This window comes from Polaromonas sp. P1_G4, from assembly GCF_056405475.1.
Window position 1 is genome coordinate 1 of the sequence record NZ_JBFUCA010000065.1, and the last position, 12,625, is coordinate 12,625.

General features: G+C 61.2%; 13 protein-coding genes. 10 read left to right on the forward strand and 3 right to left on the reverse strand.

Translation table 11 applies throughout. The features are described from left to right. The 3 genes from rpoD to AC1D1X_RS05315 all read left to right on the forward strand — a co-directional run. On the forward strand, nucleotides 1-819 hold an 819-nt coding region (rpoD, locus tag AC1D1X_RS05305; protein WP_477697936.1), incomplete at its 5' end, for an RNA polymerase sigma factor RpoD. 220 nt (nucleotides 820-1,039) lie between these two features. Then, the gene (locus tag AC1D1X_RS05310) at nucleotides 1,040-1,603 is read left to right on the forward strand and encodes an RNA 2'-phosphotransferase (RefSeq protein ID WP_477671039.1); all 564 of its coding nucleotides are present in this window, start codon (nucleotides 1,040-1,042) and stop codon (nucleotides 1,601-1,603) included. Between the two features lie 59 nt (nucleotides 1,604-1,662). Next, on the forward strand, nucleotides 1,663-2,208 hold the full coding sequence (locus tag AC1D1X_RS05315) for a DUF4291 domain-containing protein (protein ID WP_477671040.1): 546 nt from the start codon (nucleotides 1,663-1,665) through the stop codon (nucleotides 2,206-2,208). Nucleotides 2,209-2,217: 9 nt separating this feature from the next. Here the strand turns inward: AC1D1X_RS05315 and AC1D1X_RS05320 are convergent, their stop codons facing one another. Then, nucleotides 2,218-2,934, reverse strand: a complete 717-nt coding sequence (locus AC1D1X_RS05320) for an NUDIX hydrolase (protein WP_477671041.1) — start codon at nucleotides 2,932-2,934, stop codon at nucleotides 2,218-2,220. A 105-nt stretch (nucleotides 2,935-3,039) separates the two neighbouring features. Between AC1D1X_RS05320 and AC1D1X_RS05325 the strand changes: the two genes are divergently transcribed. The 7 genes from AC1D1X_RS05325 (at nucleotide 3,040) to AC1D1X_RS05355 (ending at nucleotide 10,433) form a co-directional block, all read left to right on the forward strand. Continuing rightward, the gene (locus AC1D1X_RS05325; RefSeq protein WP_477697937.1) at nucleotides 3,040-4,071 is read left to right on the forward strand and encodes an SPFH domain-containing protein; all 1,032 of its coding nucleotides are present in this window, start codon (nucleotides 3,040-3,042) and stop codon (nucleotides 4,069-4,071) included. Nucleotides 4,072-4,095: 24 nt separating this feature from the next. Continuing rightward, a complete protein-coding gene (locus tag AC1D1X_RS05330) occupies nucleotides 4,096-5,028 on the forward strand; it encodes a diacylglycerol kinase catalytic domain-containing protein (RefSeq protein ID WP_477671043.1) in 933 nt (310 codons plus the stop codon). 61 nt (nucleotides 5,029-5,089) lie between these two features. Further along, nucleotides 5,090-5,953: a cysteine hydrolase family protein gene (locus AC1D1X_RS05335; protein ID WP_477671044.1), complete on the forward strand. Its 864-nt coding sequence runs from the start codon at nucleotides 5,090-5,092 to the stop codon at nucleotides 5,951-5,953. A 30-nt stretch (nucleotides 5,954-5,983) separates the two neighbouring features. Then, nucleotides 5,984-7,177: a nicotinate phosphoribosyltransferase gene (gene pncB, locus AC1D1X_RS05340; RefSeq protein ID WP_477671045.1), complete on the forward strand. Its 1,194-nt coding sequence runs from the start codon at nucleotides 5,984-5,986 to the stop codon at nucleotides 7,175-7,177. Nucleotides 7,178-7,184: 7 nt separating this feature from the next. Continuing rightward, the gene (locus tag AC1D1X_RS05345; protein ID WP_477671046.1) at nucleotides 7,185-8,885 is read left to right on the forward strand and encodes an NAD+ synthase; all 1,701 of its coding nucleotides are present in this window, start codon (nucleotides 7,185-7,187) and stop codon (nucleotides 8,883-8,885) included. 6 nt (nucleotides 8,886-8,891) lie between these two features. Continuing rightward, nucleotides 8,892-9,953 (forward strand): NUDIX domain-containing protein, encoded by a 1,062-nt coding sequence (locus AC1D1X_RS05350; protein WP_477671047.1) that lies wholly within the window; start codon nucleotides 8,892-8,894, stop codon nucleotides 9,951-9,953. Nucleotides 9,954-9,956: 3 nt separating this feature from the next. After that, the gene (locus AC1D1X_RS05355) at nucleotides 9,957-10,433 is read left to right on the forward strand and encodes a nucleoside 2-deoxyribosyltransferase domain-containing protein (RefSeq protein ID WP_477671048.1); all 477 of its coding nucleotides are present in this window, start codon (nucleotides 9,957-9,959) and stop codon (nucleotides 10,431-10,433) included. Nucleotides 10,434-10,481: 48 nt separating this feature from the next. Here AC1D1X_RS05355 and AC1D1X_RS05360 read toward each other — a convergent pair whose 3' ends face one another. Together AC1D1X_RS05360 and AC1D1X_RS05365 are read right to left on the reverse strand one after the other, a co-directional pair. Then, a complete protein-coding gene (locus AC1D1X_RS05360; RefSeq protein WP_477671049.1) occupies nucleotides 10,482-11,378 on the reverse strand; it encodes a dienelactone hydrolase family protein in 897 nt (298 codons plus the stop codon). Between the two features lie 52 nt (nucleotides 11,379-11,430). Next, nucleotides 11,431-12,507, reverse strand: a complete 1,077-nt coding sequence (locus AC1D1X_RS05365; RefSeq protein WP_477671050.1) for an aldose epimerase family protein — start codon at nucleotides 12,505-12,507, stop codon at nucleotides 11,431-11,433. Nucleotides 12,508-12,625: the final 118 nt, after the last annotated feature.

Here is a 12,625-nt window from a genome sequence, read left to right on the forward strand (position 1 = left end):
AAGCTAGCTGAGTTGCAAGCCCGCGTGGTGGTGCCGCTGGGCCAGCTCAAGGACATCAACAAACGCATGAACGAAGGCGAGTCCATCTCGAGCGACGCCAAGAAGGAAATGATCGAGGCCAACCTGCGCCTGGTGATTTCGATCGCGAAGAAGTACACCAACCGCGGCCTGCAGTTCCTCGACTTGATCCAGGAAGGCAACATCGGCCTGATGAAGGCCGTCGACAAGTTCGAATACCGCCGCGGCTACAAGTTCTCGACCTACGCCACCTGGTGGATTCGCCAGGCCATCACGCGCTCCATCGCCGACCAGGCCCGCACCATCCGCATCCCGGTTCACATGATCGAGACCATCAACAAGATGAACCGTCTGTCGCGCCAGCACTTGCAGGAATTCGGCTTTGAGCCGGACGCCAGCATCCTGGCCGCCAAGATGGAGATTCCTGAAGACAAGATCCGCAAGATCATGAAGATCGCCAAAGAGCCGATCTCGATGGAAACACCGATCGGTGACGATGATGATTCGCACCTGGGCGACTTCATCGAAGACAGCGCCAACACCGCACCGCTGGAAGCCGCGATGCAGGCCGGCCTGCGCGATGTGGTCAAAGACATTCTCGACAGCCTGACACCGCGCGAAGCCAAGGTGCTGCGCATGCGCTTCGGTATCGAAATGTCGACCGACCACACGCTCGAAGAAGTCGGCAAGCAGTTCGACGTGACGCGCGAACGCATCCGCCAGATCGAAGCCAAGGCACTGCGCAAGCTCAAGCACCCTTCGCGTTCGGACAAGCTGCGCAGCTTTATCGACACGCTGTAAACAGCTTTTTCTTCAAAGCTTCTTGAAAGCCCGGCCCCGCAAGGCGCCGGGCTTTTTCATGTCAACACCAAAATCAATGCATATTGACCGCCGATTCGCGCTCATTGCCTGCTGATCTGTTCAGGGGTTTGACTTTCCGTTGTTTGGTTGTATTATGCAACCCTATAAGTTGCTCAGAGCAACCTATAAATCAACCTATAACAATAAAAAAGGAAAATTCATGACCCCACAACAACTCACCAGCACCAGCAAGTTCCTCAGCCTGGTACTGCGGCACAAGCCGTCCACCATCGGGCTTTCGCTAGATGCGGCGGGCTGGGCCAACGTCGATGAGCTGCTCGCCAGGGCTGCGTCGGCAAACCATCCCCTTTCTCGTGCCCTGCTCGAAAAAGTCGTCGAAACCAGCGACAAAAAACGTTTCGCCTTCAGCGACGACGGCTTGCGCATCCGCGCCAACCAAGGCCATTCTGTGGATGTCGAACTTGGMTTGCCGCCTTTGGCTCCGCCGGCAAGGCTTTATCACGGCACCGCATCGCGTTTCCTCGACGCCGTCCTGGCGGAAGGCTTGACCAAGCGCCAGCGCCATCATGTCCACCTGAGCGAAAGCAGCGAAACGGCTACCGCGGTGGGCCAGCGTTATGGTCAACCGGTTCTGCTTGCCGTGGACGCCCAGCGCATGGCGGCAGAAGGTTATCTGTTCTTTCGATCGGAAAACAATGTATGGCTGACCGATCATGTGCCGCCGGTTTACCTCTGCGTTGTTGAGGCCGGGAGCCCTGAGTGAAACTGACTACTGCTCCTTACGTAGAACAGCGACGGGTATGGCCAACAGAGGGTCGGCATGTGTTAGCGCACCACGACGCGGACACCATCGTCGTTTACCAGGCTTATCGACCCAGCACGGCGGCGTACGCCATTGAGCATGGGCAGTTGGGCGGTCCTGACTTCAGCTTCAACCGCATGAGCTGGATCAAGCCAAATTTCTTGTGGATGATGTATCGCTCAGGCTGGGGTAGCAAAGAGGGGCAAGAAGGGGTCTTGGGCCTGAGACTGAGGCGTACGTTCTTTGACTCGCTTCTCGCCGCCGCCGTGCCTTCCATGTTCGACAGCGAGGTCTATGCGAACCCACAGGAATGGCAAGCCGCCGTTGCGACTTCGAATGTCAGGCGCCAGTGGGATCCAGACCACGCACCATCGGGCGCGAACCTCACCCGCCGGGCCATACAGCTCGGTTTGCGCGGGGAGGCCTTACGCGCGCTGGCCACGACCGAGCTGCTGGAGGTGATCGACATGAGCAGCTTCGTCGCATCGCAGCGCCTGCAAGCCACGGATGATGATCCCAACCTGCAAGTGCCGGTCGAGACGGTGTACATCGAGCGGGCCGCATAGGCCATCCCCTTAGCTACGGGGGCTGAAGGTCCTCGGAAAATACATCACTGCACGCCTGTCTTTCAGGCGGTAGCCCATGGCAGGCCTGGGCGATCCTACGTCGAGAAAGCCTTCCTCCTTCAGAAAGTCCGCCGCCAGCGCGCGAGTCCGGAACCCGCTTTTGTCGATGGACCGCCCCAACACCACCTCATACATTTTCTGCAATTGCGGCAGCGTGAACGGTTCCGGCAAGAGGAAAGCCGGCAGCGAGGTGTATTCCACCTTGCTTCGCAGGCGCTCCAGCGCAGCTTGCAAGATGTCGCTGTGGTCAAACGCCAGCCGCTTACGGGGCGACAACTCATCTACCGGATGCCATTTGGCCGGCTTGGCTTCATCCTGAACCAGTTGCACAGAGTCGGCGGGCAATAGCGCAAAGTAAGCATGCGTCGCCGACCAGCCGCGCGGATCACGCGTTTTGCCGCCCCAACTGCCCAACTGTTCCAGATAGGGGCTCTTGACGCCGGTCTTGTCGAGCAGCTTGCGCCTGGCGCAGGCCTCCAGCGAGTCGTCCTTGTCAACATCCACAAAACCGCCAGGGAGGGCCCAGGCGTCCGGGAACGGCTCTTCCGGCCCCACGGGCCGTTTAACCAAAAGGACCTGCAAGTGTTCGTCCAGCACGGTGAAGATCACTATGTCGACCGTCGTCAGCGGTTTTTCAAAGTTCAGGTGTTTCGGTTTGGCGGCCATTTTTTTTCTCCCGTTTGACAAATCTGAATTAGGTTGTATTATGCAACTCATAAATAGGTTGTTCAATACAACCTATCGAACAATTAACCACAAGGAGAAAGCACCATGTTAGGCATCCGGTTCATCAAGTCCCAGCCCACGGTTCACCTGATTCAGTTCAAAAGGGGGAAAGTGATCCGGGAAGGCGCAGGCCAGTCCTTTTATTACTACGCGCCCACCTCTACCGTGGTGGCGGTGCCCGTGGCCAGCGCCCACCACCCCTTCATGCTGACCCTGGTGACCTCCGACTTCCAGAACGTCACGGTGCAGGGGCAGGTCACCTACCAGGTCAAAACGCCGCAGCTGACGGCTCGCCTGATGGACTTCTCGTTGAAWGCCAACGGCCAGGGTTATGCATCGGACGACCCACTCAAGCTGGGCGACCGTGTCGGCATGCAGGTACAGGTCATCATCCAGCAAAAAGTCCAGGCACTGGCGCTCAAGGAAGCCCTGCTCTCCTCCGCCGAGATCGCCCGGCATGCCGAAGCCAGCCTGGGCGCGCAGCCCGAGATCGCGGCCTTGGGCCTGCAGGTCCTGGGGGTGTCCATCCTGGCCATCAAGCCGACCCCTGACATCGCCCGGGCTCTGGAAGCCGAATCGCGCGAGGCCAACCTCAAGGCTGCGGACGACGCCATCTACCTGCGCCGCATGGCCGCGGTCCAGAACGAGCGCTCTATCCGCGAAAACGAACTGGACACCGAAGTTGCCGTGGAAGACAAACGCAGCCAGATCGAGGACGCCAAGATGGCCGCCAAGGCATCGGTGATGCGCAAGGAAAACGCCCTGCGTACCGAGCAGATGGATTCGGACGTGGCCCTCGAAGAGAAACGCAAGCTTTACGTCAACGGCCAGGCCGCCAACTCGCGCACACTGGCCGAGGCAGAAGCGGCCCGGCTGGACGCCATCATGAAGACCTTCCAGGCGGTAGATCCCCGCACCATCCAGGCACTGGCTTCGGCTGGCATGGACCCAGCCCAGCTGATCGCCCAGGCCTTTGGCGGCATCGCCGACAAGGCCGAGAAGATCGGCCAGTTGAACATGTCGCCCGAACTGCTCAACTCGCTGCTGGCAGGCGCGAACGCCGGTACCCGGAAATAAGCAGAAACAGGAAAGGACAAAAACATGTCTGCAGCCGAGAACCGCAAGGTGGTGTTGGTCACGCGCCAGACCCGGCTCGAAGAGCTGGTGGCGCGCTATCAGACCCTGGGCCAGGCTCAGTTTTACCTGGAACACCTGGGCGCCGACTTCACCGACTACCTGCGCGAGAACGAGGCCTATGCCTCCAGCCTGCGGGTGGTCGCGGAAACCTTGCAGGCCTGGGGCCGCTACCAGATCATCGACAGGGCGCACCTGAGCAACTACATCTTCGCGGCCGACGACATCGTGGTGACGCTGGGCCAGGACGGCATGGTGGCCAACACCCTGAAGTACCTGAACGGCCAGCCGCTGGTCGGCGTCAACCCGGAGCCCAAACGCTGGGACGGCGTGCTGCTTCCGTTTGAGCCCTCACAGCTGGCATCAGTGCTGCCCGGGGTGGCGAGGGGCAGCCGCGCGACCTCGCTGGTGACCATGGCGGAGGCCAGGCTGTCCGACGGGCAGGTGCTGAGGGGCGTCAACGACCTGTTCATAGGCCCGAAAAGTCATACCTCGGCGCTCTACGACATCGAGTTCCGCGGCGTGAAGGAGGCGCAGTCGTCTTCGGGCCTGATTGTCGCAACCGGGCTGGGATCGACGGCCTGGCTTAAAAGCATCATCACTGGCTCCATCGGTATCGCGCAAGCGGTGGGCTATGGGCGGGGTGACGAATACGAACCCATGCCGCGCGACACCGACCACCTCGTCTTCGCCGTGCGGGAGCCCTTTGCCAGCCGGGCCTCCCAGACCTCCCTGCTGTACGGAGAGATCGAGGAAACGGACGTGCTGACGCTGCGCTCGCGCATGCCGGACAACGGGGTCATCTTCTCGGACGGCATGGAGGCTGACTTCCTGCGTTTCACCGCCGGCATGGAAGCCCGCATCGGCGTCTGCGAGACCAAGGGAATCCTGGTGGAATAAAACCGGCCGCTGCTGCGAGAATCGGCGGCAGTGCACCCAATCAATCTCAACAGAGGACAGCATGAAGAAAAACATCCAGCTTTTGATCATCGACCCGCAAAACGACTTTTGCGACCTGCCGGCCGACTGGCTGCCCATTGACCCGGTGACGGGGAAAGCCACCTCGCCGGCCTTGCCCGTGGCGGGTGCCCATGCCGACATGCTGCGCCTGGCCACGCTGATCCGTGAAGGCGCGCCCGGCATTTCCGCCATCGGCGTGACTTTGGATTCTCACCACAGGTTTGACATCGCTCACCCGACCTTCTGGAAGACCGGCGCCGGCGCGGCCGTGGGGCCGTTCACGCCGATCACGGCGGCGCAGGTGCGCAAGGGCGACTACCTGCCCAAAGATGCGGCCATGCTGCCCAGAGCCCTGGCCTACATCGACGAACTCGAGCGGCGCGGCCGTTACACCCTGATGGTCTGGCCGGTGCACTGCGAAATCGGCAGCTGGGGCCACAATGTGCACCCCGCCGTGAAGGCTGCCTACAACAGCTGGGAAGACAGCCGCCTTGCCATGGTGCAAAAGATCGGCAAAGGCAGCAACCCCTGGACCGAACACTACAGCGCCATGCAGGCCGAGGTGCCGGATGAAGAAGACCCGGCGACGCAGCTCAACACTGCGCTGATCGCCTCGCTGGACCAGGCGGACCTGCTCATCATCGCCGGCGAGGCCAGCAGCCATTGCGTGAAAGCGACCACCGAGCACATCGTGGAAAACCTGCCGTCCGGCAAGACCGGCAAGGTGGTGCTGCTGACCGACTGCATGAGCCCGGTCGGCGGTTTTGAAGCGCAGCACCAGGCCTTCCTGGACGACATGGCCGGCCGCGGCGTGGTGCTGTCGACCAGCACGGAAATCCTCAAAGCCCTGCAAGCCAACGCCTGAGCGACGTTCTCTCTTCATCACAAAGCCACTATGCAACCCATCATTCAAAGCCTGCTGGACACCGACCTCTACAAGTTCACCATGTGGCAAACCATGCTGCACCGGCATCCGCAGACTGAGGCCGAATACAGCTTTGTCTGCCGTAACCAGCCGGGCTACCCCTTGAGCGAACTGCTGGCGGAGGTCAATGCGCAGCTCGACCATCTCTGCACCCTGCGCTTCCAGCCCGAGGAACTGGCCTACCTGCGTGGCCTTCGTTTCATCAAGAGCGACTTTGTCGACTTCCTGCGCATCTTTGAATTCCAGCGAGAGTTCATCAAAGCCACGGTCGACGGCCCCACGCTGGTGATCAAGGCCGTGGGCCCGCAGGTGCACACCATGGCCTTCGAGATCTTCGTGCTCGCGATCGTCAACGAGCTCTATTTCCGCCGCTCTGACCAGGCTGTCGCCCTTGTGGAGGGACGCAAGCGCCTGCAGGGCAAGATTGACATCCTGCGTGCCTTCGAAAAAGAACCCTCGCTGCGCAACCCCTTCGAGTTCTTTGACTTCGGCGTGCGCCGGCGTTTCTCGCGCGACTGGCAGACCGAAGTGGTCACCACGCTCAAACGCGAAGTCCCGCAGTATTTCAAAGGCACCTCCAATGTGCTGCTGGCCAAGGAGCTCAACCTGGTGCCCATCGGCACCATGGCCCACGAATACCTGCAGACCTACCAAGCGCTGGGCATGACGCTTCGCGACTTCCAGCGGGCCGCACTCGAAGACTGGGTGCAGGAGTACCGCGGCGATTTGGGTGTGGCCCTGACGGACGTCGTCGGCATGGACGCCTTTCTGGCGGACTTCGATCTCTACTTCGCCAAATTGTTCGACGGCCTTCGCCATGATTCCGGCGACCCGTTTGTGTGGGGTGAAAAAGCCCTGGCCCACTACGCCAAGCTGCGCGTGGACCCGCAGAACAAGCGCCTGGTGTTTTCCGACGGGCTGGACGTGCCGACCGCGCTCAAGCTCTACCGCGCCTTCGCCGGGCGCACCCAGACGGGCTTCGGCATAGGCACCAACCTGACGAACGACGTCGGGCTGACGCCGCTGAACATCGTGATGAAGCTGACCGGCGCCAATGCCAGGCCGGTGGCCAAGCTGTCGGACAGCCCGGGCAAGACGCTGTGCAACGACCAGACCTTTCTGGCCTACCTGCGCCAGGTGTTCCGTTTTCCTGCTTCGGTTTGAGGACAGCATGCTCAAAATCACCGCCGCCCAACTGAACTTCACCATAGGCGACCTCTCAGGCAATGTGGCCAAGATGGTCACGGCCGCCAGCAAGGCCTGGATCGACCAGTCCGACATCGTTGTCTTCTCCGAGATGTCGCTCACGGCCTACTACCCCGGCGACATGCTCGAAGAAGAGGGCTTTATGGAGCGCGTCGATTCGGCTCTCCAGGATCTGCTGCTGGCTTCCCGCCAGATTCCTAATCTCTGCTGGGTCATCGGCCTGCCCGCGCGCCGCGAAGCGCCGGGCAAGAAGCTGCGCAACTCGCTGCGCGTGATCAAGGGTGGCGAGGTGCTGCTGGAATACGCCAAGCAGTTGCTGCCCACCTACAACATCTTCGATGAACGCCGGCATTTTGAACCCGGCCAGGATGTGGCAAAGGTCTTGCGCATCCGGGATGCCAAGGTAGGCGTGCTGATCTGCGAAGACGGCTGGAACGATGAGGGACTGGATTATGCGATCAACCCCTTTGACCGCATGCGCGACGCCGCGCCCGACCTGGTGATTTCCATCAATGCCAGCCCGTCCAACATCGGCAAGCGTGAACAGCGTCACCAGATCTTTGGCGCCGCCAGCAAGCGCAACCAATTGCCCATCCTCTACGTCAACCAGGTGGGCGGCCATGACCAGCTTGTCTATGACGGTGCATCGTTCGCGGTGGAGCCCCAAGCCGGTGTGGTGTTTGAAGCCGAACGCTTCGCCGAAGACGTGACGACCCTGCGCTTTGAAAGCGGACGGTTCCTCACGCTGGCCGGGGATGAACCCGCCCCCGTTCCCGTGGAGGGACTGCCGACCATGGAGTTCTACCGGCGCCAGATCGTGCTCGGCCTGCAGGACTATGCGCGGCGCTGTGGCTTCACCCGCGCGGTGATCGGATCGTCCGGCGGTATTGATTCGGCGCTGACGCTGGCGCTGGCCGCCGAGGCCCTGGGCCCATCCAATGTGACGGCCATCACCATGCCCTCGCGGTTTTCGTCGGCCGGCTCGGTCGATGATTCTGAAGTCCTTTGCCGCAATCTGGGGGTGGAGCTGCTTCACCATCCGATCGCCGACATCGTGAACGAATTTTCCGGTGGATTTGAAGCCGCCTTCAGCCAGCCGCTGCACGGTATTGCTCTGGAGAATCTTCAGGCCCGTGCACGCGGCACCATCCTGATGGAATACTCCAACAGCTTCGGGCATCTGCTGCTGACCACGGGCAACAAGTCCGAGATCTCGGTCGGCTACTGCACGCTGTATGGCGACACCAACGGCGGCTTGGGCCTGATCGGCGACCTTTACAAAACCGAGGTGTTCGCCCTGTCAAGTTACCTCAACGAAGTCGCAGGCAAAGAAATCATCCCTCAGGCCATCATCGACAAAGCCCCCTCCGCGGAGCTGGCGCCCGATCAGAAGGACGTGGACAGCCTGCCACCTTACCCGGTGCTCGACGAGGTGCTCAAGCTCCTGATCGAAGGCCGGCGGCTGGCCGGGTGGGAGTACGAGAAAGCGTCCGCTTTCGTCGCGCAACTGCGCCGGCAGCCCGAGAGTCTCGCAATGATCGAACGTATCAAGGGCATGATCGCCCGCAACGAGTACAAGCGCCGGCAGGCCCCCCCCATCATCCGTCTGCGCGCGCGCGCCTTCGGCTCCGGTCGCCAGATGCCGATTGCCGCCAAATTTCAATAGGCTCTCATGACATCAAACCCTAAAAAACACGACGTCTCGATTTATATCGGGAGGTTCCAGATCTTTCACAACGGGCAGCTTGCGCTGCTGCGCCGGGCCCTGGAAGCGGCGCCGCTGTGCATCGTCGTACTTGGCTCGGCCTACCAGGCCCGCACGCCCAAGAACCCGTTCACCTGGCAAGAGCGGGCGGAAATGATCCGCCTGGCCCTGCCTGAGTCCGACCGGGACAGAATCCGGTTTCTGCCTGTGCGTGACTACTATGACCAGGAACGCTGGGTATCGGCGGTCAAGCACGGCGTGGCGGAGCTGGTGGGCGAGAAATCCGGGACATCCTTTGTGCTCGTCGGGCACTTTAAAGATGCGACCAGCGAGTATTTGAAGAATTTCCCCGGCTGGACACTTGATACCGTCGAATCGCAAGGCAGGATCGATGCCAGCGCATTGCGTGACGCTTACTTTGGCAATGCCGGCGCGGCGCTGGAACCGGCACTCGCCGCATTAGTGAGTCAGGCGCCGGCCAGCACCATCGCATTTCTTCGCACCTGGGCGGCCTTGCCTTACTTTCCTGAACTCGCACAGGAATGGGAGAGCCTCAGGCAGGAAAAGGCGAAGTGGGCCGGCTCTCCCTATGCGCCGGTTTTTGTGACGGTGGATGCGGTCGTGAAATGCAGTGACCGGGTATTGCTGATACAGCGCGGACGTTCTCCCGGCAAGGGCTTGTTTGCCGTGCCGGGCGGATTCATTGAGCAGCGGGAAACGGTGTATCAGTCAGCCTTGCGCGAGCTGGAAGAAGAAACCCAGATGCGCTTGCTGGAAGGCGATATGAAAAACGCCTTGAAAGCAGTCCACGTGTTTGACCATCCGGATCGCAGCTTGCGCGGCCGCGTGATCACCCATGCCCACTTCTTTGATCTGGGCTCGCGTCACCTGCCGGAAATCCAGGCGGCCGACGACGCGGCGGCGGCTGAATGGATTCCAGTCAATCAATTGACCTCCATGGAGGACCGGTTTCATGACGATCACTTCCACATGCTGGATTTCTTCTTCACGCTGACCGAGCGCATTTGAGAAATGCAGCTTGTCCTGCCACCCACTCGTCTTTCCACGCTGTCTTTTGACAAAGCCGTGTTCCTGGCGGGGTCCATCGACTTGGGAAAAAGCGTTGACTGGCAAGCGGAGCTGGCATTGTCTCTGGCGGACTGTCCAGGAACCTTGCTCAACCCTCGCCGGGCCCAGTGGGATTCAAGCTGGCAGGCGCAAGCCGACTTTCCACCGTTTCGTGAGCAGGTCGAATGGGAATTGAGCGCGATGGAAGCCGCGGGGATGGTGGCGTTTTACTTTGCCCCGCAATCCCAGGCTCCCGTCACTTTGCTGGAACTCGGCCTCGCGGCTCGCGAAAGAAAGGCGGTGGTCTGTTGCCCTCCGGGCTACTGGCGAAAGGGAAATGTGGACATCGTGTGTGCACACTACGACATCCCCATGGTCACTGCGCTTGAAGACCTCTGCCAGGAAATCCGAACTTATTCCATGGGCAAGTCAGGGACTTGATGAGCCCGGCCCCGCAGGGTTCCGGGCTTTTTTATGCCCGATCAAAACTCAGGGCGCCGTCAGTCCCACCTTGCGCACGAACGCATCCAGCGGCACCGACCACATTTTTCCGCCGTAGGTCAGCAGCAAATGCCCGTCATGTCCCTGAACCGGGCCGGTCTGGATGAACTGTGTATCGCTGCCACCGGCACTAAAAGCCTCGTGCCATCCGCGGGGCGCCTCGGCTCCCCAGAACTGGTCATTCTCGGCGTAGAGCCACAGGTTGGGCACCTTGACCAGCTTGCCGAGCTCGCCATAGGTTTTACCCATGTTCTCGGGCTTGCAACTCCTGGCCGGGGAGTCTTCCGGATTACCGCCGGAGCCGCCCGCGAAATTGACGGCGCCGACGACGCCCGGCAGATTGAGCGCCGCGACCGACACCGTCGTCATTCCGCCCACCGACTGCCCTTCGAGCAGCACCCTGTCCTTGCGCACCCAGGGCTGCTGCAGCGCCCATTGGTGCAACGCGACTACTGTCTGGCCCGCGTGGCTGGCCACACGCGTGAAGTCGGGGTCGCCGGTGCAAACCTTGCCGCTCCACCGGATGCCGGAGTCCTCCCTGTCGGTGCCCCCGGTATCCCCGTATCCCGGCCGTACCGGGGCAACCACGGCAACACCCTTGCGAAGCCAGTAGTTGGCGTGCCCGACCAGCACCGGATACTCAAGCTTGGCCCTGTCAACGCGCGACGGCGCCCGCCCGTGGGAAAAGATCACCAGCGGAAACGGACCTTCGCCAGCGGGCTTGTAGAGATGGGTGACAACCTCATACTGTTTACCGTCGATCAGCAGAGGCAGTTTGACGATCTGCGGCGGCACGCGCTCGGGCTGCTGCGCCCATGCGGGCATGCCGGTCGTCTGCGCCGCCCACACCATCCCAAACATCCACGCCAGTTTCCACCATCGCATGCTCAGCTCCTAGCTTGTTGCCGGAGCATTTTGACATGCGGAACGCACTTGCCTAGGAAGTGCTGAAGCGGTAGAGCGTGCGGCCCTGGCGGCTTTGTCCCAGCTCATGCACGGCGGAAGGAAATGCCGGCACATTGGGTGCATTGGGGTACCCTTGCGGCTCAAAGCACAGGCTTTGCTGCTGCACGTATTGCCTGCCGCCCTTGCCCGGACCGCCGGCCAGCGGCTCGCCTGCCACAAGACCGGTGTAGAACTGCATGGTGGGTTCGGTCGACCAGACTTCCATCACCCGCCCGCTAATGGGTGCACTCACGCGCGCGCATAGCGCCAGATCTTCATCACTGGCGGCAGAGCGGTCAATCTCAAAACAGTCGTCATACCCGGCGACGAGGCCGATACCGGCCTCGGCTTGCGGGCCGCGCACGCGCTTGTTCAGCACGACCGGCTTGCGCAAATCAAACGGCGTTCCTTCCACCGGCAGCAACCTGCCCGTGGCGATGAGATCGGGCGCCATCTCGAAATAGCGGTCGGCGTAAATCGTGACCTCATGCTCCAGCGCGTTACGACTTCCCACGCCTTCGAGATTGAAAAAAGCATGCGTGGTGAAATTGGCTACCGTGGGGGCATCCAGCGCGAGCGCCTCGTAGTCGAGCACCAGCTCGTTCGCCTCGGTCACGCTGTAGGTCAGGCGCAGCGCCATCGTGCCCGGAAAGCCCTCTTCCCCGTCGGCAAACACATAACGCATTTCAACGCTGGAATCGCTGCACTGCACCGCATCGAATACCCGAAAACGCGAGCCTTTCACGCCGCCGTGCAAGCAGTGGGGACCGTTGTTGGCGGTCAGCACATGCTCCTTGCCACCCAGCGTGAAGCGCGCATGGTCAATACGGCCTGCGTAGCGCCCGATGAAGGCACCCACTGAAGGCGCTCCGCCGATCACGCCGTCGATGCTGTCGTAGCCCAGCACCACGTCGCCAAAATGTCCATCGCGGCCGGGCACCAGAATCTGCTCGATCTTGGCGCCGTAGTTGGTCACGCAAACCGTCATTCCCTGCCGGTTGCGCAGCGTGAACAACCCGACGGACTTGCCGTCGATCTCGCGCACAAACCGCGCGGGATCAAGCAACATGACGGTATTCAGCTTGCTCACTTGGCAATAATGGTCAGCAGTTCTTCGCGTGTGGTCGGATCGGCCATGTATTTTCCGTACAGCGGCCCCATGCGCCTGACCATGGGCGATGCGTCCC